Source organism: Aestuariimicrobium ganziense, assembly GCF_015352975.1.
GTDB lineage: Bacteria > Actinomycetota > Actinomycetes > Propionibacteriales > Propionibacteriaceae > Aestuariimicrobium > Aestuariimicrobium ganziense.
Genome location: NZ_JACYIZ010000003.1, coordinates 328,519 through 350,577 on the forward strand (window position 1 = coordinate 328,519; position 22,059 = coordinate 350,577).

At 68.5% G+C, this 22,059-nt stretch carries 22 protein-coding genes; 15 read left to right on the forward strand and 7 right to left on the reverse strand.

The window, feature by feature from the left end; translation table 11 throughout:
* The first annotated feature begins 8 nt into the window (after positions 1–8).
* From IE660_RS07545 to IE660_RS07565, 5 genes are all read left to right on the forward strand, one after another.
* Entirely contained in the window at positions 9–926 is a 918-nt protein-coding gene (locus IE660_RS07545; protein ID WP_203567717.1) for a carbohydrate ABC transporter permease, read from the forward strand.
* Between the two features lie 40 nt (positions 927–966).
* Positions 967–2,541, forward strand: a complete 1,575-nt coding sequence (locus IE660_RS07550) for a DUF3502 domain-containing protein (protein WP_203567718.1) — start codon at positions 967–969, stop codon at positions 2,539–2,541.
* A gap of 84 nt (positions 2,542–2,625) precedes the next feature.
* Positions 2,626–3,255 carry a YesL family protein gene (locus tag IE660_RS07555; protein WP_203567719.1) on the forward strand — a complete coding sequence of 210 codons (630 nt, stop codon included), beginning with the start codon at positions 2,626–2,628 and terminating at the stop codon, positions 3,253–3,255.
* Positions 3,256–3,291: 36 nt separating this feature from the next.
* Positions 3,292–5,688: a glycoside hydrolase family 2 TIM barrel-domain containing protein gene (locus tag IE660_RS07560; protein ID WP_203567720.1), complete on the forward strand. Its 2,397-nt coding sequence runs from the start codon at positions 3,292–3,294 to the stop codon at positions 5,686–5,688.
* A 42-nt stretch (positions 5,689–5,730) separates the two neighbouring features.
* Positions 5,731–6,957 (forward strand): ROK family transcriptional regulator, encoded by a 1,227-nt coding sequence (locus IE660_RS07565; RefSeq protein ID WP_203567721.1) that lies wholly within the window; start codon positions 5,731–5,733, stop codon positions 6,955–6,957.
* Positions 6,958–6,991: 34 nt separating this feature from the next.
* Here IE660_RS07565 and rocD read toward each other — a convergent pair whose 3' ends face one another.
* Together rocD and ddaH are read right to left on the reverse strand one after the other, a co-directional pair.
* On the reverse strand, positions 6,992–8,227 hold the full coding sequence (gene rocD, locus IE660_RS07570; RefSeq protein WP_328701888.1) for an ornithine--oxo-acid transaminase: 1,236 nt from the start codon (positions 8,225–8,227) through the stop codon (positions 6,992–6,994).
* Entirely contained in the window at positions 8,227–9,078 is an 852-nt protein-coding gene (ddaH, locus tag IE660_RS07575; RefSeq protein WP_203567722.1) for a dimethylargininase, read from the reverse strand. Before ddaH ends, rocD begins: the two co-directional genes overlap by 1 nt.
* Positions 9,079–9,171: 93 nt before the next feature.
* On the opposite strand from ddaH, the gene IE660_RS07580 reads away from it, so the two are divergent.
* The gene (locus IE660_RS07580; RefSeq protein ID WP_203567723.1) at positions 9,172–9,600 is read left to right on the forward strand and encodes an Lrp/AsnC family transcriptional regulator; all 429 of its coding nucleotides are present in this window, start codon (positions 9,172–9,174) and stop codon (positions 9,598–9,600) included.
* Here the strand turns inward: IE660_RS07580 and IE660_RS07585 are convergent.
* Positions 9,597–10,220, reverse strand: a complete 624-nt coding sequence (locus IE660_RS07585; protein ID WP_203567724.1) for a hypothetical protein — start codon at positions 10,218–10,220, stop codon at positions 9,597–9,599. The two genes, IE660_RS07580 and IE660_RS07585, sit on opposite strands and share 4 nt — an antisense overlap.
* Before the next feature lie 129 nt (positions 10,221–10,349).
* Complete coding sequence (locus IE660_RS07590; protein WP_203567725.1) at positions 10,350–10,517, reverse strand: hypothetical protein; 168 nt, start codon at positions 10,515–10,517, stop codon at positions 10,350–10,352.
* Between the two features lie 98 nt (positions 10,518–10,615).
* Between IE660_RS07590 and IE660_RS07595 the strand changes: the two genes are divergently transcribed.
* The gene (locus tag IE660_RS07595) at positions 10,616–12,241 is read left to right on the forward strand and encodes an FAD-dependent oxidoreductase (protein WP_203567726.1); all 1,626 of its coding nucleotides are present in this window, start codon (positions 10,616–10,618) and stop codon (positions 12,239–12,241) included.
* A gap of 25 nt (positions 12,242–12,266) precedes the next feature.
* Here IE660_RS07595 and IE660_RS07600 read toward each other — a convergent pair whose 3' ends face one another.
* Positions 12,267–12,527, reverse strand: a complete 261-nt coding sequence (locus IE660_RS07600) for a metal-sensitive transcriptional regulator (protein WP_203567727.1) — start codon at positions 12,525–12,527, stop codon at positions 12,267–12,269.
* 133 nt (positions 12,528–12,660) lie between these two features.
* Here IE660_RS07600 and IE660_RS07605 point away from each other — a divergent pair, with 133 nt between their 5' ends.
* Both IE660_RS07605 and IE660_RS07610 read left to right on the forward strand, forming a co-directional pair.
* The gene (locus tag IE660_RS07605) at positions 12,661–12,981 is read left to right on the forward strand and encodes a rhodanese-like domain-containing protein (RefSeq protein ID WP_203567728.1); all 321 of its coding nucleotides are present in this window, start codon (positions 12,661–12,663) and stop codon (positions 12,979–12,981) included.
* A gap of 1 nt (position 12,982) precedes the next feature.
* Complete coding sequence (locus IE660_RS07610; protein ID WP_328701889.1) at positions 12,983–14,335, forward strand: MBL fold metallo-hydrolase; 1,353 nt, start codon at positions 12,983–12,985, stop codon at positions 14,333–14,335.
* A gap of 420 nt (positions 14,336–14,755) precedes the next feature.
* Here IE660_RS07610 and IE660_RS07615 read toward each other — a convergent pair whose 3' ends face one another.
* A complete protein-coding gene (locus tag IE660_RS07615) occupies positions 14,756–14,965 on the reverse strand; it encodes a heavy-metal-associated domain-containing protein (RefSeq protein WP_203567729.1) in 210 nt (69 codons plus the stop codon).
* A gap of 564 nt (positions 14,966–15,529) precedes the next feature.
* Here IE660_RS07615 and dnaB point away from each other — a divergent pair.
* The 5 genes from dnaB (at position 15,530) to IE660_RS07640 (ending at position 19,971) form a co-directional block, all read left to right on the forward strand.
* A complete protein-coding gene (gene dnaB / locus IE660_RS07620; protein ID WP_203567730.1) occupies positions 15,530–16,879 on the forward strand; it encodes a replicative DNA helicase in 1,350 nt (449 codons plus the stop codon).
* A 182-nt stretch (positions 16,880–17,061) separates the two neighbouring features.
* A complete protein-coding gene (locus IE660_RS07625; RefSeq protein WP_203567731.1) occupies positions 17,062–18,270 on the forward strand; it encodes an FAD-dependent oxidoreductase in 1,209 nt (402 codons plus the stop codon).
* A complete protein-coding gene (locus IE660_RS07630) occupies positions 18,267–18,719 on the forward strand; it encodes a MarR family winged helix-turn-helix transcriptional regulator (protein ID WP_203567732.1) in 453 nt (150 codons plus the stop codon). Before IE660_RS07625 ends, IE660_RS07630 begins: the two co-directional genes overlap by 4 nt.
* Positions 18,720–19,337: 618 nt before the next feature.
* Positions 19,338–19,691: a DedA family protein gene (locus tag IE660_RS07635; protein WP_203567733.1), complete on the forward strand. Its 354-nt coding sequence runs from the start codon at positions 19,338–19,340 to the stop codon at positions 19,689–19,691.
* Between the two features lie 46 nt (positions 19,692–19,737).
* Positions 19,738–19,971 (forward strand): hypothetical protein, encoded by a 234-nt coding sequence (locus tag IE660_RS07640; RefSeq protein ID WP_203567734.1) that lies wholly within the window; start codon positions 19,738–19,740, stop codon positions 19,969–19,971.
* Positions 19,972–20,029: 58 nt separating this feature from the next.
* On the opposite strand, the gene IE660_RS07645 is transcribed toward IE660_RS07640, so the two are convergent.
* Positions 20,030–20,941 carry an alpha/beta fold hydrolase gene (locus IE660_RS07645; protein WP_203567735.1) on the reverse strand — a complete coding sequence of 304 codons (912 nt, stop codon included), beginning with the start codon at positions 20,939–20,941 and terminating at the stop codon, positions 20,030–20,032.
* Positions 20,942–21,068: 127 nt separating this feature from the next.
* Here IE660_RS07645 and IE660_RS07650 point away from each other — a divergent pair, with 127 nt between their 5' ends.
* Positions 21,069–22,052, forward strand: coding sequence for an HNH endonuclease (locus tag IE660_RS07650; RefSeq protein ID WP_203567736.1), 984 nt, complete (start codon positions 21,069–21,071; stop codon positions 22,050–22,052).
* Positions 22,053–22,059 lie beyond the last annotated feature (7 nt).

A 22,059-nucleotide genomic window follows, 5' to 3' on the forward strand; every position in this document is an offset into this window, starting at 1 on the left:
GTTGACTCGTGACCACAGCAACCTTGGACAAGCCCCGCAAGCTCAAGCTCGACAGCAGTGAGGTCGTGCTCCGATCCGTCTCGTACGTGACCGTCACCCTGTTCGCACTGTTCTGCGCGCTGCCCTTCGTGCTCATCGTGTCTGCCTCGTTCTCGGAGGAGTCGCAGATCATGGAGCATGGCTTCAGCCTGTTGCCGCGGGGCTTCTCGACGGCGGCCTACGAGCTGATCTTCCGCTCGCCCCGCCAGATCATCGGCTCCTACGCGGTCACCATCACCATGACCGTGCTCGGCGTCGCGGTCGGACTGGCGATCACGGCCATGACCGGCTTCGCCCTGCAGCGCAAGGACTTCCCCCTGCGCAACCAGATCTCGTTCTTCATCTACTTCACCACGCTGTTCTCGGCCGGTCTGGCGCCGACCTACCTGTGGGTGGCCCGAACCCTCGGGCTGCGCGGCAGCTACCTGGCTGTCTTCCTGCAACTGCTGCTGTCGCCGTGGCTGATCATCCTGATGAAGAACTTCTGCCGCTCGGTGCCCTACGAGGTGGTCGAGTCCGGAAAGATCGACGGCGCCGGTGACTTCAGGATCTTCGCCCAGTTGGTGTTGCCGATGCTCAAGCCGGCCCTGGCCACGATCGGGCTGTTCCTGGCCCTGGGTTACTGGAACGAGTGGTACCTGTCGTCGCTCTACCTGGGCAGCACGGTCGAGTTCAAACCACTGCAGTACTACCTCTACAACATCATCAACACCGCCAACGCACTGAGGAACTCGGTCGCTGGCGACAACGTGACCATCACCAACCTGCCCAGCAACACCCTGAAGATGGCCAGTGCCGTCGTGGCCACCGGCCCCATCGTCCTGGTCTACCCGTTCGTCCAGAAGTACTTCGTCAGCGGCATCACCGTCGGTGCCGTCAAGGGCTGACGCCCTGACCCGCCCACCACAAGGAGAAGGAAACCGCGCAATGTTCAACCTCACCCTGTCGCGCCGAGCCATCCTCGGCTCGGCCGCCGCCGTCGCCGCTGCCGCAGGCCTGTCTGCCTGCAACCGTGACAACGGGTCGACGCCCTCGTCCGACGACACCTCGCAGGCCGCCACCATCACCATGCTGGTGCTGGGCGACAAGCCCACCAACGGCCGGCTCGAGAAGATGCTGACCAAGCTCAACGAGATTCTCACCGCCAAGGTCAATGCCAAGCTCGAGCTCTTCTACGTCGAGTGGGCCGACTGGCAGACCCAGTACAACGTGCAGCTGCTCTCGGGCGACTCGAAGATCGACCTGATCACGACCGCCACCGACTGGCTGTTCGGGTGGGAGAACGCGCAGAAGGGCGCCTTCTACGCCTTGGACGAGGAGATCCTCAAGGCCAATGCCCCCAAGACCTGGGAGCAGGTGAACGGCAAGGGGACCTGGGAGGAGTGCAAGCTCCCCGACGGCAAGATCTACTTCATCCCGGAGGACAACTACACCCAGTGGACCAACCACGGCTACTTCTACCGTGGCGACTGGGCGAAGTCGGCGGGTATCCCTGACGGGACGATCACCAAGTTCGAGGAGCTCACCACCTACTTCAGGTGGGTCAAGGAGAACCAGAAGAAGGCGTTCCCCTGGGATGTCGCGGGTGCGAATGAGACCGCGCTCACCGGCTGGTTGCAGGCGCACACCGACGGGCAGACGATCCAGCAGGTCAGCGCCGGCAACTACTACCCGTTCCAGACCACCAAGGCTGATCCCTACACCGTCGGCTCCTGGTACATGGAGTCGGACGAGCTCGTCGCCGCTGCGAAGAACGCCAAGGAGTGGAACGACATCGGGGTCTGGCGCCAGGACGCCATCGGCTACGACGGCGACACCCGCGAGCTGTTCTTCAGCGGTCTGTCAGGTGCTGACCAGCACCACACGCAGACCTTCCTGGGCGTGTGGACGACCATGAACCAGCGTCAGAAGGGCTCGGACCCCAAGATGTACTGGTTCGGCCAGGAGAACAAGAACATCTTCCGCGACATCAAGACCCACGGTGCGATGGCGGTCTCGGCCAACTCGAAGAACCCCGCGCGGGCGCTCAAGGTCTACGAGCTCATCCGCAACGACGAGGAGTGCTACCACCTGATCAACTACGGCATTGAGGGCTCCGACTACATCCTCAAGGATGGCAAGCGTGCACGTCCGGAGGGCTGGGACCCGTCGAAGGACGGACTCGGCGCCAACTTCTGGGGCGGCCGCATGGACAACCTCGAGATCCCCGACGAGACCACTCCCCCCAAGAGGGACGAGTGGTTCAAGGAGCTGGAGGGAATGTCGACCGACTACCCCTACTCGACGCTGGTGCTCAACAAGGACGCCATCAACTCCAGCCTCGCGTCCATGGGGTCAGTACTGTCCAAGTACATCCCCCAGCTGCAGTACGGCAAGTTCGCCGATCCCGAGAAGGCGATCACCGACATGCGGGCCGAGCTCAAGCAGGCTGGCTACGACGATGTCAAGACTGCGCTGCAGACCGACATGGACACCTGGGCCAAGGAAAAGGGCCTCAAGTGATCCTGGGCTGAGGCGTTGGGGCAGGCCCGCCGACCGCGGGCCTGCCCCACCGCTCTCAGCCACCATCAATCCATCGAGGCAGACGTGAGCAGCTTCTTCAGTCCGTACTCCCCGGTCGCCCGCTTCGGGGCGAAGCTGGCCGACCTGATGATCCTCAATGCCCTGTTCATCGTCACCTCACTGCCGATCGTCACCCTGGGCGCCTCGCTCACAGCTCTCAACGACACCGCCCTCAAGCTGGTCAGTGACCGGTACGAGTCGGTCTCGGCCACCTATCTCACCTCGTTTCGCGCGAACCTGAAGCAAGGCATCGCGCTGGGCTTCTCATCGGCGGGCCTCCTCCTGGTCGTGTACGCCTGGTGGGTGGTCGCCGAGAACCTGCGGGTGTCGGTCCTGGTCAGGATCGTGCTGCTGGCGATCGTCATCCTGGTGGCCATGCGAGTGCTGGCCACCCTGATCTTCGTCTTCCCCTACCAGGCCACCTTCGAGAACAGTGTGGTCGAGGTACTCAACAACTCCCGGCGGATGTCTGCTCGCCATCCGATCTCAGCACTCAGCGTGCTGATCACCACCCTGCTCCCGGTCGTGGTGACGGTGTTCTACCCGATCGTGGTCGGGTGGGGCGTGGTCTGGTTGCTCTTCGGCTTCGCCGGGGTCGCCTTCGCCAATGCCACCGTCTTTGCCCGGGTCTTTCGCCGCTACGGCGCCGACTGAGGCGTCCGCAGCCCTTCTACTCACGAGGAGCCACCCATGCGCAGCTCGACCGTCGACACCTGGGCCTTCCTGCTCGGTGACGACTCCGGGGCCTGGCGCAAGAACCATGACGAGAGCGGTTTCCGTCAGGTCAGCGTCCCGCACGACTGGTCGGTGGAGCACGACTTCGACCCGGAGTGCTCCAGCGGCACCGGATACCTGCCTGGGGGGATCGGCTGGTACAGGGCGCACTGCTCGCTGCGTGAACTCGACCTGAAGCCCGGTCAGCAGGTCGTGCTGGTCTTCCATGGGGTCTACAAGAACGCCGACGTCTGGGTGAACGGCTACCACCTCGGCGGGCGGGCCTCGGGCCATGCCGAGTTCAGCTTCGACCTCACCGAGTTCATCGGCTATGCCCCCGACGACGACCTGGTGATCGCGGTCAGGGTCGATCGCACCGAGATCGCCGATTCCCGGTGGTACAACGGCTCCGGGCTGACCCGGCGGGTCGACCTGGAGGTGTACGACGAGGTGTCGTTGCGGCGACAGGGCTCTGTCTTCACCACGCTGGCCTGCGACGCCGAGCGGGCCGAGGTCGAACTCGAGCACACCGTGGTCAACCATGGCGGGGATGACCGCCGGGTCGAGGTGGCCCAGGAACTGCGGACCCTGACCGGCGAGGTGCTGCACCGCAGCACCACCTCGGTCGAGATCGGGGCGGGTGGCAGTGAGACCGTGCGCACTGTGGCCGAACTCCAGCACCCCGCACTCTGGTCGGACGACAGTCCCGCGCTGCACCGCTGGGTGACCGTGCTCGAGGTCGAGGGCTTGGAGCCCAGCCGTCACGAACAACTCGTCGGCATCAGAACCTTCACCTTCGACCCCGATCGGGGCTTCCTGATCAACGGGCAACCGAGGGTGCTCAAGGGCGTCTGCGTGCACGAGGACGCCGGTCCGTTGGGCGTCGCGGTGCCTTGGTCGGTGTGGGCACGCAGGCTGCTCACCCTGAAACAGGCCGGGTGCAACGGGCTGCGGATGGCGCACAACCCCCATGCGCCGGAGCTGTACACCCTGTGTGACCTGCTGGGCTTCTACGTGATCGACGAGGCCTTCGACGAGTGGGAGAACCCCAAGAACAAGTGGTGGCAGGGCCACAACGTCTACCCACCCAAGCACGAGGGGTACGCCACCCACTTCCCCCAGTGGCACGAGGCCGATCTGACCGCGATGGTGCTGGCCCACCGACACCACCCCTCGATCGTGGCCTGGAGCATCGGCAACGAGGTCGACTACCCCAACGACCCCTACGCCAGTCCGCTGTTCGACCAGATGACCGGCAACAACGACGCCAACAAGCCCTCGGCTGAGCGGATCTATGACCCGAATCGGCCAGACGTGCGGCGGTTGACCACCATCTCGCACCGCCTGATCGACATCGTCCGTCGCCACGACACGACGCGTGCGGTCACCTTGGCCGCGGCTTTTCCCGAGCTCAGCAGCGTCACCGGTCTGCTCGATCGCCTCGACCTGATCGGCTACAACTACAAGGAGCAGCTCTACCCGGCCGACCACGAGCGGTTCCCCGATCACCCGCTGCTGGGCAGCGAGAACTCCCACAGCTACGAGGCGTGGCGAGCGGTGGCCGATGCCGAGCACGTCGGCGGGCAGTTCCTGTGGACCGGGATCGACTTCCTCGGTGAGACCGTCGGCTGGCCGAGCCACGGTTCCGGGGCAGGGCTGCTGACCACGGCAGGCTTCGCCAAGGAACGCTTCCACCTGCGCCGCAGCTGGTGGGCCGACGAGCCGGTCGTCCGCGTTGCGGTACGACCCGCGCTGCAGCCCGGCGAACCCGCCGACCGCTGGCGGCCGTGGCTGCGTGCCTGGGACGGCGACGCAGACCTCGAGGTGGCGGTCTTCAGCAACCTGTCGGACGTGACACTGTCGGCCGATGGCGCTGCGGTCGAGCTGGCCTTCGACGACAACGTGGGCCACTGGGTGGGGACACTTCCGGCGGCGACCGACGCGCTGGTGGCGCGGGGGCGTCGCGGCGAGCGCGAGCACACCGACGAGCTGTCCCGGCCGGGCGTGCCGGTGGAGCTGGCGGCCGAGATTTGGCGCCTTCCCCAGGAGTTCGCCGACCATCTGGTCGCCGTGCTCGGTGACGACCACGTCGTCCAGGTCGAGTGTCAGCTGATCGATGGGTCGGGACGTCCGGCCGGCGGTGACGTGGAGGTCGCGGTCGAGGTGGACGGCGGCACACTCCTGGGCATCGACAACGGTGAGCTCACCGACACCACCCCCTACCGATCCACCAGCCGCCGCAGCCACGAGGGCAGGCTCGTGGTGTACGCCCGGGGGGCCGGCGCGGTGCAGGTGACCCTGCGTCCGGCCGGGCTGGACGAGGTGGTACTGCAGGCCGACGTGGACGCCGAGGCATCCGGCCTGTCACACTGACCAATCGGGCAGGAAGGGCATGGCCCGGCAAGGAGTGGGGACGTGATCAAGCGGTCGGCACGCACGATCCGCAATGAGAGTCGATTCTCGGTGCTGAAGGCGATGCTCAGTCGCGGAGAGGCGATGACCCGCCATGACTTGGCCCGCGCCACCACCCTGAGTGCGGCGACCGTGGCCAATGTCGTGACCGAGTTGCTCGAGGCTGGGGTACTGCAGGTCGAGAGCCGCTCCTCGGTGGTGGGTCGTCCATCGGCCAACCTGACCATCGCGCCGCATCGGGCCTACCTGGTGGGCGTCGACGTCGCCGAGACCTACGTGCGCGCGGAGGTGTTCGACCTCACGCTCAACGCCCTCGGGGCCTCTGAACTCGCGCTGGACGACCGGGACGACAGCCCTGACCACGTGATCGCTGGAGTGGCCACCGCCGTGCGGCGAGCGATGAAGACAGCCGGGGTGCCGGAAGACCGAATCGGTGGCCTGGGAATCAGCCTGCCGGGGCACGTCCTTCCGTCCACCGGGGTGTCGGTGTTCGCGCCCAACTGGGCGTGGCACGGAGTGAAGTTCCGCGAGTTGGTCGAACCCGAACTGGACCTACCTGTCACCGCGCACGTGGACAACCCACTCAAGGCCGTGGCGCTCGCCGAGATGTGGTTGGGCAGTTCCGCTCCTGACGACGACTTCGCCGTGGTCAATCTCGGCACTGGTGTGGGCGTCGGATTCGTGCTCGGCGGGCGCTTGGTGCGGGGGTCCACCAACTCGGCAGGCGAGTGGGGCCACACGACGCTGGTGATGGACGGTCGTCGGTGTCGTTGCGGCCGGCGCGGGTGTATCGAGGCCTACATCGGGGCGCGCGGCATGCGACAGACCTTGGCCGAGGTCGCGCCCGGCCATCGCCTCGTCTCGTTGGGCCAGGCGGACTTCGTGGCGGGCTACGCTGCTGGCCTTGCACTCCAGGAGCCAGAGATGGTCGAAGCCCTGGGTCGCACCGCGCACCACTTGGCGGTCGGGCTGGGCGACCTGATCAACTTCCTCGACCCTGACCGGCTGGTGCTCACGGGCTGGACCTTCCGACAACTCAGCACCTGGTTGCTCCCGGCGACGTGCGCGATCCTGACAGAGCAGGCCCTACCCAGCCCGCTCGGTCACCTGGAGGTCGTCGCCATGGATCTACCCGGCAATCCCGTGACGTTGGGGATGGCGGTGTGTGCACTGGAGGACTTCCTCGCCCAGTCAGGTGTGCCGGGCCGCCACCAACTGGTCTCGGGGTAGGCCTGCGCCGCGGCGTCAGGGGCTGCGTGGTGAGTCAGCCCAGTGCGGTCTCGACCGCGCCGAGCAGGTGGTCGACCTCGGCCTCGCTGATCACCAGCGGGGGCGCCAGTCGCACGGTCTGGCCATGGGTGTCCTTGGCCAGCACGCCCAACTCGAGCAGGCGCTCGCAGACCTGGCGGGCCGTGCCGACCGAGGGTTCGACGTCGATGCCTGCCCACAGCCCGATGCAGCGCACGGCGGTGGCACCTCGTCCGAGCAACCGGTGCAGCCCCGCTGCGAGTTGTTCCCCGCGCTCGCGGGCCATCGCCTGGTAGGCACCGGTCTGGAGCATCCGCACCACCTCGTGACCCACGGCCGCCGCCAGCGGGTTGCCGCCGAAGGTCGAGCCGTGCGAGCCAGGGGTGAGCACGCCGAGCACGTCGCGGTCACCGACCACCGCTGAGACCGGGACGATGCCCCCGCCCAGCGCCTTGCCGAGCAGGTACAGGTCGGGTACCACACAGGCGTTGTCGCACTGGAAGGTGGCCCCGGTGCGGCCCAACCCGGACTGGATCTCGTCGACCACCAGCAGCACGCCCTCGCGCCTGGTGACCTCGCGCAGCCGCGGCAGGTAGTCCTCGGGCGGGATGATCACGCCAGCCTCGCCCTGCACCGGCTCGAGCAGCACCGCCACGGTGTCGGCGGTGATCGCGGCCTCGACCGCCTGGGCGTCACCGAACGGCACCCGGACGAAGCCGGGGGTGAACGGGCCGAAGCCCTCACGCGCGTCCGGGTCGTCGGAGAACCCGACGATGGTGGTGGTGCGGCCGTGGAAGTTGCCGCCGGCCACGATGATCTGGGCCCGGCCCGGTTCGACCCCCTTGACCTGTTCGCCCCAGCGCCGGGCCACCTTGATGCCCGACTCGACCGCTTCGGCGCCGGTGTTCATCGGCAGCACCATCTGCTTGCCGGCGAGATCAGCCAGCGCCTCGCAGAACGGGGCGAGCGGTGCGGAGTGGAAGGCCCGGCTGGTCAGCGTCACCCGGTCGAGTTGGGCCTTCGCCGCGGCCACCAGGCGAGGGTGGCGGTGGCCGAAGTTCACCGCCGAGTAGGCGGCCAGGCAGTCGAGCAGCCGCCGTCGCTCGACGTCGGTGACCCAGACCCCCTCGGCATGCTCGACCACCACCGGCAGCGGATGGTAGTTGTGCGCGACGTGGGCTTGGTCGAGTGCGATGGCCGCGGCGGTCGCGGCGCTGGGTCGCACGGGTGTGGTGACGGTGGCCATGGTCATCACTTCCTCAACTCGAGCGTGCAGCACTTGACCGAGCCGCCGCCCAGCAGCAGTTCGGAGAGATCGACCTCGACCACCTGGTGGCCGTGGCTGCGCAGGGCGGCGGCGAACTGGGGTGCCCGGTCGGTCATCACCACGGCGTGGCCGTCGCCGAAGACGTTCAGTCCCAGGGCTGCGGCCTCGTCCGCGCTCACCTCGATCGCTTCGGGGAAGCGCCGTCGGACGACCGTCTGCGACGACTCGTCGAAGGCGGCCGGCAGCCAGGCCACCGACTCGCCCACCACCGCCAGGGCGGTGTCGAGGTGGTAGTAGCGCGGGTCGACCAGGCGCAGGCTGGTGACCTCACGATCGAAGATCCGGCTGACCTCGCAGTGGGCCTCGGGGCACGTCCGGAAGCCGTGCCCGGCGAGCACCTGGTCGCCGACCAGCCGGAAGTCGCCCTCGCCCTCGTTGATGAAGCGCGGCTGGCGGGTCTCGAATCCCAGATCCTCGAGTGCGGCGAGGTAGGCCGGCCCCTCGCCGGCGCGCTCACTGTGCTTGAAGCGTGCCCCGTAGGCGATGCCGTCGAGCACGAAGGCGCCGTTGGCGGCGTAGACCATGTCGGGCAGCCCGGGCAGTGGCTCGATGGTCTCGACGGTGATGCCCAGGTCGAGGTAGGCCCGGCGCAGGGTGTGCCACTGCTCGAGCGCGCGCGGGGTGGACACCGGACGCTCGGGATCCATCCACGGGTTGATCGCGTAGTCGACGGTGAAGTGGGTCGGCGGGCACATCAGCACGCTGGTCGAGCGGGCCGGGCGGGCAGCCAGCGCAGAGCTCACGGGAGAGGTCACGGTGGCGACATCGGTCGTCATGGGTCCATCATCGGCGACGAGGTGTGTCGTCCGGCGGCGTCAGGACGCGCGATTCGGCGCGTTGAGGGGCGATTCAGACGTAGTTTGTTGCGTGTGGACGACATCGACCGCGCCATCATCGCTGAACTCAGAGCCGATTCCCGTGCCCCGTACGCGGCCATCGGGGCTGAGGTGGGCCTGAGTGCCTCCGCAACGAAACGCCGCGTCGACCGAATGGTCGCCGACCGGACGATCCGCCGCTTCACCGTCGACGTCGATCCCGCGGCCGAGGGTGCGGGCACCGAGGCCTACGTCGAACTGTTCTGCCGCGGGACGATCGCCCCGCACGAGTTGCGTCGGATGCTGCTGGCGATTCCCGAGGTGGTCGAGGCGGGCACGGTGACCGGTGAGGCCGACGCCGTGGGGGTGCTGCGCGCAGCAGGGGACCAGGAACTGGAGCAGGCGCTGGAGAAGGTGCGGGCCGCGGGATCGGTCGACCACACCAAGTCGTCGGTGGTGCTGTCGCGGCTGATCACCCGCTAGTTCTCGGCGACCACCCGGTCGCCGGTGCCGCGTTCGGTGCCGGCACCGGCGCGGCTGGCCGCGACCTCGTCGGCACTGGCCCGGTCGGCCCAGGCGTAGCCGCCGATCATCGCCACCATCACCACGCCGTTGACCACCGCCACCGCCAGTGCCGCGGTCGGCCAGAAGAGCCCCAGCACGAACGAGAGCACGCCCATCGTGGTCACCACCCAGCCAAGCCGGGTGAAGAACGGGGCGACGAAGGCCTTGGCGAACGGGAAGAAGTGGGCGCCGACCGCGAACACGATCACCGACACGCCCAGTTCGGGACGATCCGCCCGATTGGCGAGCAGTCGTCCGACCTGGATGACGGCGATCATCGCCGCGACGCTGGCCAGGTAGACCAATCCTGACTTGGGGCCCACCGCCGGCGGCGGCCCGAACCGGCGGGGCACGACCAGCGTCGTCCACAGGTACCAGGCGAAGGCCAGCACCCAGGCCAGCAACGCGACCATCGGCCACGGATCGGGCAACGCGTTGCGGTTGGAGTGCACGAACACGCTGGCCAGGCTGGCCCCGATGAAGGTGCCCCACACTCGTGGGTCGGGAATGCGTGCGGCCCCCCGCTGAACCTGGGTCATCCTCGTCCTCTCGTCGGTGACGGAGACGACCTTGGCACATCGGGGGGCCGACGAGCTCACCGGCGCGAGCTCACCCTGCCGAACGGCAGAGACGCTTTTCTGTCCGCGCCTTGATGCGACTGACGGCGGTCAGCGGCCGAGCAGGCGCGACAGCAGGCCACCACCGGACTGCTGCTGGCCCTCGTGGCCACCACACCACTGGCCGGCGGGCACGGAGGCCTTCACCGAGGCGATGTGCTGGCCGCAACCGGCCCAGGTGGTCTTGCCGCAGGTCTTGCAGGTGACGGGACGGCACATGGGGGTTCTCCTAGGGTTGAGGGGGTGCTGCGAGTTGGCCGGCAGCGCGTTCCGAACGGTTTCGAGTATACCCCCCGGGGTATGTAAGGTGTCCAATCGTGAGAACAGTCATCATCGGAGGGGTCGCCGGCGGCATGAGCGCGGCGGCCAGGTTGCGTCGCCTGGTCGAGGACGCCGAGATCATCGTCGTCGAGCGCAGCGGCCACGTCTCGTTCGCCAACTGCGGGCTGCCCTACCACGTCGGGGGCGTGATCGAGCAGCGGGACGCCCTGCTGCTGCAGACGCCGGCCTCGCTGGCCGCCCGCTTCGGCATCGACGTGCGGGTGCGTACCGAGGCAGTGAGGATCGACCGCGAGGCACGACGGGTCCTGGTGCGCGACCTCGCCACCGAGCAGGAGGAGTGGCTCGACTACGACCACCTGGTGCTGTCGCCGGGCGCCCGCCCGGTGCGTCCGCCGATGCCCGGCATCGAGCGTGCACTGAGCCTGCGCGACGTCGAGGACACCGATGCCATGGTCGCTGCGGTCGCGGACGCCCGGACCGCGGTCGTGATCGGCGGTGGCTTCATCGGCGTCGAGGTCGCCGAGAACCTGCGCCACCTCGGCCTCGAGGTCACCCTGGTCGAGGCGCTGCCCCAGGTGATGGCGCCGATCGACCCCGAGATGGCCACACCGGTGCACGCCGAGCTGCGCAAGCACGGCATCGACCTGCGCCTGGGCACCACCGCCGCCGCGATCGGTGAGCGTGACGTCACCCTGGCCGACGGCCAGACCCTGCCGGCCGACGTGGTCGTGGCCGCGATCGGGGTGCGTCCCGACGTCACCCTGGCCGCGGAGTGCGGCCTCGAGATCGGCGAGCGCGGGGGCATCGTCACCGACCGCGAGCACCGCACCAGTGACCCGGCCGTCTACGCCGTCGGTGACGCGGTCGAGAAGCGAGACGCCCTCGACGGTTCGGCCGTGCTCGTGCCGCTCGCCCAGACCGCCAACCTGCAGGGACGACGCGTCGCCGACCACATCGCCGGCCTGCCGGGACGATGCCGGCCGGTGCTCGGCACCTCGATCGTCAAGGTGTTCGACCTGACCATCGCGGCCACCGGCTGGAACGAGAAGCGACTGCGGGCGGCTGGTCGTCCGCACCGGGTGATCCACACCCACCCCGCCTCGCACGCCGGCTACTACCCCGGCGCCCAGACCATGGCGCTCAAGCTGTTGGTCGACCCCGAGACCGACGCGATCCTGGGCGCCCAGGGTGTCGGAGGCGAGGGTGTCGACAAGCGCATCGACGTGATCGCGACCGCGATGACCGGCGGCCTGACCGCCTCGGAACTGGCCGAACTCGAGCTGGCCTACGCCCCGCCGTTCTCGTCGGCCAAGGACCCGGTCAACCACCTCGGCCACATCGCCGAGAACATCGCCACCGGCACCAGCAGCACCATCCAGTGGCACGAGTTGGACGACGCGCTCGCTGCGGGGGCGACCCTGCTCGACGTCCGCAGCCAGGGCGAGTTCGACGCGGGCTCGATCCCCGGCGCCGTGCTGGTGCCGGTGGACGAACTGCGCGAGCGTCGCGACGAACTTCCCGACGGCGACCTGGTCGTCCACTGTGCGGTGGGGATTCGTGGCCACATCGCTGCGCGCATGCTCAGCCAGTGGGGGCGTTCGGTGCGCAACCTCGACGGCGGCTACCGCACCTGGGGGGCCGGGATGGCCTCGCGCGACTGAGTGCTGCCCGGCCGCTGGGTGGGCCTCAGGCCAGCGAGAGGAACAGCTTCTCCATCTCCTCGGCCGACATCGCCGGCTGGTCGGGGTGGGTCAGGCACTGGCGCATGCCGATCGAGATGGTCTGGTAGCCCGCCCGGTCGATCGCCTTGGCCACCGCCGCGATCTGGGTGACGATGTCCTGGCACTCGCGACCCTCTTCGAGCATCTTGATGATGCCGCCGAGCTGTCCCTGGGCGCGCTTGAGTCGGTTGACGACCTTGGTCATCTCAGCGGGGTCGAGTTGCATGCTGCGAAGTGTACCCCCGGGGGCATTGCGCTCAGCCATGCGGGGAATATACCCCAGGGGGTATCTGTTAGGCTGGTCTGGACGCCGGGGTCGAGCCCTGGCACCACGCCACCCACCTGAACAGGAGAGACCCATGGTTCGCGAAGTGACCGTCGATGACCTGGCCAAGGCCCATGCCGAAGGAGCCGTCGTGGTCGACTGCCGAGAGCCCCAGGAGTACGTCGAGGGCCACGTGCCCGGCGCCATCCTGATCCCGTTGTCGCAACTGCCGTCGCGCACCGCCGAGGTGCCCGAGGCCGACATGGTCAACGTCATCTGCCGCAGCGGCAAGCGCAGCCTGGTCGGCGCGCAGGCGTTGCTCGACGCCGGACGCGACGCCGTCTCGGTCGCCGAGGGCACCTTGGGCTGGATCGCTGCCGGGCACCCCGTCGTCACCGGGATGGAGGCCGGCTGACGTGGCGATCACCATCGAGACCATCGAGACCCCCAGCCTGGGTGACCGCAGCTACCTCGTCCACGACGGCACCGTCGCGTTCGTCGTCGACCCCCAGCGCGACATCGACCGGGTGCTCGACCTGGCCCGCGAGGCCGGCGTCGAGATCACCCACGTCTTCGAGACCCACATCCACAACGACTACGTCACTGGCGGGTTCGCGCTGGCCCAGGCCACGGGGGCGGCCTACCACGTCAACGCCGACGATCCGGTGAGCTTCGAGCGCACCCCGATCCGCGACGGTGACGTCGTCGAGGTCAGCGCTGCGATGCCGGTGCGTGCCGTGCACACCCCCGGGCACACCTTCACCCACCTGTCCTACGTGCTCGAAGGGGACGAGCCGGTGGCCTTCACCGGCGGCTCGCTGCTGTTCGGTTCGACCGGACGCCCCGACCTGCTCGGCCCTGCGCACACCGATGCCCTGGTGCGCCACCAGCACGCCTCGGCCCACCGACTGGCCGAGTTGCCCGACGAGACCGCGGTCATGCCGACCCACGGGTTCGGCTCGTTCTGCGCGGCCACCGAGACCAGTGGCGACAGTTCGACCATCGGTCACGAGCGCCAGGTCAACCCTGCCCTCACCCAGGCCGAGCAGGACTACGTCGCCCAGATCCTGGCCGGGTTGGACGCCTACCCGCGCTACTACGTGCACATGGCCCCGAGCAACAGCGCCGGGCCGTCGCCGGCCGACCTCGAGACCCCCCAGCGTGCCGACAAGGACGAGTTGCGACGCCGGCTGGAGGCCGGGGAATGGCTGGTCGACCTGCGCAGCCGCCAGATGTTCGCCGCCGGTCACGTGCCGGGCACCCTCAACATGGGCGCAGACGGCCAGTTCGTCACCTACCTGGGCTGGCTGATCCCGTGGGGCACCCCCGTCACTCTGCTCGGGGACGACGTCGAGCAGGTCGCCGAGGCGCAGCGCGACATGCAGCGGATCGGCATGGACGTGCCGGTGGCCCAGGCCACGGGTCGTCCCGAGGACTGGACCGACGGCGAGTTGGCCACCATCCAGCGGGCCACCTTCGCCGACCTGGCCCAGGTGCGCCACCACCGCGAGGTGGTCGTTCTGGATGCCCGCCGGGTGCCCGAGCACGCCAAGAGCCACATCGAGGGTGCGATCAACATCCCGATCCACGACGTGCTCGCCCGGCTCGACGAGGTGCCCCGGGCCGAGGTGTGGGTGCACTGCGCGGGCGGGTACCGGGCCAGCGTGGTCTCGTCGATCCTTGCCGCCAACGGCCACCACGTCGTGCTGGTCGACGACAGCTACGACGAGAACGCCAGCAAGGCCGGCCTGCCCCTGGTCGAGGGCTGAGGCCGGCCTTGCCGGTGGTGACTCAGGCGAACAGGCGGTAGTTGTTCCAGCCGGGCCCAAGGTTCTTCGGGATGCTTCAGTAGCCGCCGCCGACGAGGTCGAGACGGCCGTCGCCGTTGAAGTCACCGGCGGTGAAGACCGCGGTCCAGCCGCTCCAGCGTGGCCGGTCTGCTGGGGCGATCCGAGATGGACTCCAGATGAACGGAGCGTGAGACTCTTCTGATCGGCGAAACCCCCTGTGAGCGGGCACTGTTCAGCGCCCGATCCGGTCGGTGTCCACAACGTTCAGCGGCTGAACCGTTCACCGAGATCGCGCAGCGCGCTCGGTCGTCCGAGGGCCGGCAGGTTTCTCCAGCCTCACCGTGCACGCCCGACGTCACGACCACCCGGCCCACCGTCAGCCGGAGAGCCACGGGCTGCTCAGTCGGCACGCACCTGGTACTCGCCGGCCTCGGCCACTGCGGCCTTGACCAGTTCGATGTCGATCGGGCCGTCGGAGTTGATGGCCATCCGTCCGCCGTCGAGCTGCACGTCGACGCCGCGCACCCCGTCGATGCTCTTGACCTCCTCGGTGACGTGCTTGACGCAGTTGCCACAGGTCATCCCGGTGATGACATAGGTGCTGAGCATGTCTCTCCTCTCCGTCGGCCCCGCCGGGGGTGGCGAGACCTCACATCACCCCAGCGTAGCTCGCGGGGCATCCAGCGCCGCGACACGCGGACCGCGCGCTCGTCCACAGCTGTTGTGGAAAAGGTGGCGCATATCACAGCCCAGCATGCTGCGCACCCCCTGAACAGCTTTGTCGACGTATGGACGACGATCGTGGTGCCCAACACCCCGATCGGGCATGTGATTCCTGCGATAGGAGCATCACGCCTAGTCAAAGGGATGTTCGAGCAAGGTGAATTCTTTCTGCACAGGTGAACGGCTGGTTACCCACAGTTGACGTCCGGCGTGTTCCACAGCGGTCCACGCGTGCATCCACTGCATCCACAGGGCCTGTGGAAAACTGCCGGTCCATGCACGGTGGGAAGGGGTTGCGGGGCTGGGCCAGGCTGCCTAGGTTGGGCCGCTGAAGAGCCATCCCGTCAGGGTCCTGAGCCAAATTGTCAGGGCCGCGCGCGACAGTGTTGGCATCAAGTCCGGCGGCACCTGCCAGCTGCCGGAAGGTCGTGAACTCGATGGGGAGGTGCCATGCGCGGAGGTCCTGAGTCCGCTGACGGCGGTGGTGGTTTCGACCGTACCCCTCCCCAGGACGTCAACGCCGAGCAGAGCGTGCTCGGGGCGATGCTGATGAGCAAGGACGCGATCGCCGATGTGGTCGAGGTGATCAAGGGGCGCGACTACTACCGCCCCGCGCACGAACTGATCCACGACGCGATCCTCGACCTGTACGGACGAGGTGAGCCGGCCGACCCGGTGACGGTGGCCGACGAGCTCTCCAAGCAGGGTCACCTGGGCAAGGTCGGTGGGCCGGTCTACCTGGTCGACCTGCTGCAGAGTGTGTCGGTGGCGGCCAACGCGAGCTACTACGCCGAGATCGTCCGCGACAAGGCGGTGCTGCGCCGGCTGGTCGACGCGTCCATCAAGATCGCCCAGTTGGGTTACACCGCCCAGGGCGAGGTGACCGACATCGTCGATGCCGCCCAGCAGGCGGTCTACGAGGTGAGCGAGGGCAAGACCAGCGAGGACTACCTGCCCCTCAGCGACCTGATCCAGCCGACCATCGACGAGATGGAGGCGCTGGAGTCGCGCTCGGGCCGGATGGCGGGGGTGCCGACCGGATTCATGGAACTGGACGAGCTGACCAACGGCCTGCACGCCGGGCAGATGGTCATCATCGCGGCGCGTCCGGCGGTGGGGAAGTCGACCCTGGCGCTCGACCTGGCCCGGGCGGCCTCGATCAAGAACCGGCTGACCTCGTGCTTCTTCAGCCTCGAGATGAGCAAGACCGAGATCGTCATGCGACTGTTGTCGGCCGAGGCGCTGGTCGGGCTGCACCAGATTCGCAACGGCACCATGAACGACTCCGACTGGGACCGTGTGGTGCGCAAGACCTCGACGATCAGTTCGGCGCCTCTGTTCATCGACGACTCCCCGAACCTGACCATGATGGAGATCAGGGCCAAGGCCCGCCGGCTCAAGCAGCGCCACGACCTCAAGCTGGTGGTGATCGACTATATGCAGCTGATGACCTCGGGCAAGAAGGTCGAGTCGCGCCAGCTCGAGGTGAGCGAGTTCAGCCGCCAGATCAAGCTGCTGGCCAAGGAACTCGAGGTGCCGGTCATCGCGCTCAGCCAGCTCAACCGTGGCCCCGAGCAGCGCACCGACAAGAAGCCGATGCTGTCGGACCTGCGTGAGTCGGGCTCGCTCGAGCAGGACGCCGACATGGTGATCCTGCTGCACCGCGAAGACCTCTACGACAAGGACTCACGCCCCGGCGAGGCCGACATGATCGTCGCCAAGCACCGCAACGGTCCGACCAAGACGGTGTCGGTGGCCTTCCAGGGGCACTACTCCCGCTTCGTGGATATGCAGCGATGAGTCTGGACACCTTGCGCTCACGCAGGTGCTGCTGTCGAGATGCAGCGAAGATGTCACGACTGCAGGTTCTATGTGTCATAAACGCCATGTGATGCTTTGGTAAACTCTACGTTTTGCTTTGACAATGCGGCGAGAACCGATCGACCGGCGGCGAAAATCAGTTAACTGATATTTTGAGCGGCATGCGCGTCGTGGTGTGTGGTGGCGGTATCGGGGGCTTAGCTCTTGCTCAGGGGCTGGTGCGGCGTGGGCTCGAGGTCGTGGTCCTCGAGCGGGACGAGGACCTGGCGCAGACCGGGGGGTACAAGCTGCACCTGGCTCCTGCGCCGTTGCGGGCGCTGGCTGATCTGTTGCCGGCGGATCAGATGGGCGAGTTGCTCGACCGGGCGGTGCGGACGACGGGGTTCACGTTAGCGGTCCGGGACCACCGCGCCCGGCTGCTGGTCCGTGCCCGCGAGGACGAGCAGGGGCAGTCGGTGGACGTGGACCGCATCACCTTGCGCCGGGCCCTGGCGGCCGGGCTCGGGGACCGTTTGCGCCTGGGGCAGCAGTGCGCGCGGTATACCGAGTCCGGGAACGGCGCGCACGTCGAGCTCGCCTCGGGTGAGCGGGTGGTCGGAGACGTGGTGGTCATCGCCGAGGGTGCGGGCTCGAGGCTGGCGCGGCAGCTCGCCGGTGCCCGCACCTGTTCATCAACTGGCCTGGTCGGTGTCGCCGGCCGGACCCTGGTCAGCGACCTGCCGCAGCGGGCGCAACAGATCGTCCGGGAGGACCCGCTGCTGGCGTTCGGGCCCGGAGGTGTCGGCCTGTTCGCCTCCTGGCACGCACCCGGTGCGGGTTCGGGGGCGCTCACGCCACCGATGGTGATCTGGGGCATGTTGACCGTGGCGTCCCGTCCCCCGGCCGGAGCCTCAGAAGACCTCGCCCGTGCCGCCGCCGGACTGCTGGCCCGGGCCCGATGGGCACCGGGCCTGGTCGACCTGCCCCGGCACGCCGCGCCGGGCACGGTCGCCTCCTTCCCGCTACTGGCGGCTGACCCCGGCCGGATCGCCCCGTGGGTGCCGCGACGGGTCACCGCCATGGGTGATGCTGCACACGCCATGCCACCCACCGGCGGCCAGGGCGCAGCGACCGCGATCCTCGACGCGCACCAGCACACCACCGTGCTCGCCGAGACCGCGGAAGGCCAACGAGAGCTCGGGCCGGCCCTGCAGGCCGCCGCGCACGAGATGCGGACCCGGTCCGCGACCGCTGTGCGGGAGTCGTTGGCGCCCCTGCGGTGGATCAAGGCCTCCGCCCACCCGGCCGGTACCGCCGCCACAACCCTGGCGATGCCGGCCGCTGCAGGCATCGCGGCGCTGACGCGGAGCCTCAGAGGGGCCGTGCGGTGAGCGAGCCCACCCTGCCTCTGTGGGAGCTGGTGCAGACCTCACACGTCGTGACCCGCCAGTTCCGCGAGCTGTTCGCAACCCACGGGCTCACCCCCACCCAGTTCGGAGTCCTGGCCTGCCTGCGCGACGGTGATGACTTCACCAAGGCCCAGCTCGCCCGCGCGGTCATGGTCACCCCGCAAAGCATGGACCCGCTGATCGACAGCCTCCTCGCGCGCGGCCTCGTCGAGCGCGACGGCCCACCCGGGCGCGGGCGCCCGGCCGGCATCCGCATCACCGAACACGGCCGGTCAATCACCCAGCGAGCATCCACCGACGTCGCGGCCCTCAACACCGCCACCCGCATCGGCATACCCGAACACCAGATACCCGAACTCGTCGACCACCTCAAGGCGATCCGCGAAGCCCTGACCTCACAGCGCAGTCGGGCACCGCCCATTGCCCGCTAGCAACGATGCCGCGAGCAGGGCGCTACTTGGCACAAGACCAGCGGGCAAGAGCCGGTCGTGCAAGGTTGACCGCTCTCGCCGCGCAGTCTGCGCTGCATCTCGACAGCTGCTGAACCGGCAGTCTGGCTGACGTCGTCGAGTCGGCGTTCTTGCTGAGTTGGGGTTGACGTGCAGAGGGCGTCCGTCGGGCGATCACTGGAGCATCAAGCCCCGCTCCAAGCCGCTCCCCACTGCTTCATGGTGGGTTCGTTGGCTCAGGGAACCCAGTGCCCGACCGTCACACTCGCAGCGCCCGCCCAGATCGTCTCAAGTACGTACTGGTAGAACTTGCGAGGACCCTTCGAGTCGTTGCTCTTGCACCTGTTCTTGCTGACCTTCTTCATGGACACCACCTTCCCTTCGAGCGCCCGAAGTGGACACTCACTCAGCAGGCGGACGATGGAGAGAGCCAAGCACAGGGCTCCCGACACAACCGGGTGGCGTTCGAATCCACCGGCACTGGGATCCCTGAGCCAACGAACGCAATCACCCTATCCGTCCCACAGGTGGGCGACCTACACTTCACTCGTTCGCCGTGCCGAGCAGACTGGTACCCCCCGGGGCAGAGGAGGGAGCAACGTGTCGATCTCCACCTTCCTCGCGGGACTGTCTGGGCCTGTCGTCTACGGCACCGTCGCGGGCCTCGTCGGACTGGAGAGCCTCGGTGTTCCGGTCCCGGGCGAGACCGGGCTGATCGCCGCCGCGCTGCTGGCCACCCACCCCGCCGCGCAGGTCAGTCTGGTCGGGGTGTTCGTGGCCGCTTGGGTGGGCGCTGTCGTGGGTGACAGCGTGGGCTATGCGATCGGACGACGTCTGGGGCCCGAGCTGTTCGTCCGACTGGGACGACGGTTCCCGCGCCATTTCTCTCCTGCGCACGTGGCCTGTGCCACCCACCTGTTCCAGCGTTACGGCGCGAACCGTCTTCGCTGGTAGGTTCGTCGCCCTGCTGCGGATCCTGGCCGGACCCCTGGCCGGGTCGTTGCGGCTGCACCACCGGCGCTTCCTGCTGGCCAACGCCATCGGTGCCGCGGCGTGGGCCGGCGCGATCACGCTGCTGGGCGGGCTGCTCGGCACGGCGGCGCAGTCGTGGGTCTCGGGCGTGGGGTGGGTGCTGCTGGCGGTGGTCGTCGTGGTGGCCCTGCTGGTCAGCCGCCGCCTGCACCGGATGTTCGAGGAACGGGTCGCCCAGTTCTCGGACGAGTCCCGCGGCTGAGGACTCACGCCCAAGGACCCTGCCCTCTGCAGGAACGTTCCCGCGGGAACGTCGCGCCTCAGGGCGCCAGGAACTCCACCACCCGCTTGACCGTCCGGTCGGCCCACAGGATGCGGTGGTGCCCCAGCCCCGACGAGGTCTCGACCCGCGCGCCCGGCCACACCGCCGCCAGCCGATGCGCTCCTTCGACAGGGGTCTCGGGGTCGTCCACGTCGTGCAGGAACAGCACCTCGGGCAGCAGACGCCGATGGGCCTCCACGGCGGGAATCAGGTTGAAGTCGCCCATGTCGAGGTCGAACTCGCGCTCGAAGCTGCTCAGCATGAGCCTCGCGGTGCGATCACCCCAGTGGAGTCGTCCCTTCAGCAGCCCGAGCATGTCGGTCACGTCGACCGACGGGGCCAGCAGCACTGCCTTCTCTGCCTGCAGGGGACGCTGCCCGTCATGGAGCAGTGCCAGCACCGAGGCCATCGCCCCACCAGAGTGGGCCACCACCCCGCGCACCGGCTCGTCCAGCCACTCACCCACCGCGAGCACGGCGTCGCGCAGGTCGGTGATCCCCGAGCGTCCGCGCCCGAACGAACCCGGCCCGGTCTCACCATGGCTGGGTGCGTCCCAGGCCAGCACCCGCATCCCGGCGTCGACCAGGGGCTGCACGTGCACCGCGTACTGCTGGTACCACCCCGACCAGCCGTGGACGAGCAGTACCGCCGGTCCCTCGCCCCAGCTGTGCACCCGCACCGGGGTGCCGCCGACTTCGACGACGCTCACATCACCCGTGCTCAGGCCGCGGTTGCGGCGCTCGAACGGTGGTGCGGCCGGCACCGACAGCCACAACTTCTGCGCCGCCCGGGCGGACAGCCCTGGGGCCACCCACTCCCCGATGCCGAACCCCAGGCGCATGCCGGTGAAGGCTGCGGCACGGGTTCCCCGGGCGAGTTGCTTGCGGAGCTGAGGAAGGGGATTCGGCACGCATGCGAGCCTAGCGCCGGGCAGGACTCCCCTCGGGCGGGGCTCCCCCTCGACCGTGCCTCAGCGGCGTCTCCCGGGAGGTCGCCGAGCCTGTGGGAAAACGATGCGGAAGTGTCAGCGGCGAGCGATGTGCTCGCGCGAGCTCACCCGGGTGGCTGGGCAGGTCGACGAGGACAAGCTCTGCGAACTCGCACTGGAGATGACGGCCAGTCAGGTCGCCAGGACGGTCTCGGCCTTCCGTACCGCCGCAGGCACCAGGATCGACGCCGAACCCAAGCGCCGACTGTCGATGACCAGCCGTCCCGACGGCCTGGTCAGGATGACCGTCGTGCTTGCTGCCGAGGAGGCGGCCGTGGTCGAAGCGGCGATCGAGTCGGCGTCCCGCAGGGCGCAGGGATCGTCTCCGAAGGCCAGCTCCGGCACCGAGCCCGATGCCTCACTCCCGCTGGACGACGTTCCCGCGGGAACGTCCCAGCCACCTGAAACGGCCCCGACGAGCCACGACGTCGAGCACTCGATTCAGGCCCAGACCTGCCACATCGAGGGTCAGGGGCCGATCGAGGCCGCCACGGCGCAGCGTCTGGCCTGTACTGCCACCCTGCTCGGGGCCGTGGTCACCGCGTCCGGTGACGTGCTCGCCCTGGGACGAACCACCCGCCTCGCGACCCGTGCCCAACGTCGCGCACTCCGCATCCGCGACCGTTCCCGATGCCAGTTCCCCGGATGCAGCACCACCCACCACCTGGACGCCCATCACCTCGTGCAGTGGTCGCAGGGCGGGCCGACCGACCTCGACAACCTCATCCTGCTGTGCCGACGTCACCACGTCTTCGTCCACGAGGGTGGGATCAGGCTGACCAGACAGTCGGGGACGACCGATCGCTTCGCCTTCGCCCTGCCCAGCGGCGAGCCGATCACCGGCACGTGGCGGGCGAAACACGACCTGCCGATCTGGCTGCTGGCCGATGACCTCGCTCGAGCAATGGTCGTGGACGACCCAGCCAGCCCCGCCCGGATCTTCCCGCGCCACGCCGGCGCGGGGTTCAGCCTGCACGCCTGTGTCGAGGCGCTGTTCAACGCGGGACTGCCGCAGGTGGTGCCTGCCGCTTGAGTGGGAC

What these genes read in the sequence shown, in the direction of transcription:
- IE660_RS07550 (WP_203567718.1), top strand. Translation starts at nt 967, where the DNA reads ATGTTCAACCTCACCCTGTCGCGCCGAGCCATCCTCGGCTCGGCCGCC.
- IE660_RS07560 (WP_203567720.1), top strand. Translation starts at nt 3,292, where the DNA reads ATGCGCAGCTCGACCGTCGACACCTGGGCCTTCCTGCTCGGTGACGAC.
- rocD (WP_328701888.1), bottom strand. Translation starts at nt 8,227, where the DNA reads ATGACCATGGCCACCGTCACCACACCCGTGCGACCCAGCGCCGCGACC.
- ddaH (WP_203567722.1), bottom strand. Translation starts at nt 9,078, where the DNA reads ATGACGACCGATGTCGCCACCGTGACCTCTCCCGTGAGCTCTGCGCTG.
- IE660_RS07585 (WP_203567724.1), bottom strand. Translation starts at nt 10,220, where the DNA reads ATGACCCAGGTTCAGCGGGGGGCCGCACGCATTCCCGACCCACGAGTG.
- IE660_RS07590 (WP_203567725.1), bottom strand. Translation starts at nt 10,517, where the DNA reads ATGTGCCGTCCCGTCACCTGCAAGACCTGCGGCAAGACCACCTGGGCC.
- IE660_RS07600 (WP_203567727.1), bottom strand. Translation starts at nt 12,527, where the DNA reads ATGCAACTCGACCCCGCTGAGATGACCAAGGTCGTCAACCGACTCAAG.
- IE660_RS07605 (WP_203567728.1), top strand. Translation starts at nt 12,661, where the DNA reads ATGGTTCGCGAAGTGACCGTCGATGACCTGGCCAAGGCCCATGCCGAA.
- IE660_RS07615 (WP_203567729.1), bottom strand. Translation starts at nt 14,965, where the DNA reads ATGCTCAGCACCTATGTCATCACCGGGATGACCTGTGGCAACTGCGTC.
- dnaB (WP_203567730.1), top strand. Translation starts at nt 15,530, where the DNA reads ATGCGCGGAGGTCCTGAGTCCGCTGACGGCGGTGGTGGTTTCGACCGT.
- IE660_RS07625 (WP_203567731.1), top strand. Translation starts at nt 17,062, where the DNA reads ATGCGCGTCGTGGTGTGTGGTGGCGGTATCGGGGGCTTAGCTCTTGCT.
- IE660_RS07650 (WP_203567736.1), top strand. Translation starts at nt 21,069, where the DNA reads ATGTGCTCGCGCGAGCTCACCCGGGTGGCTGGGCAGGTCGACGAGGAC.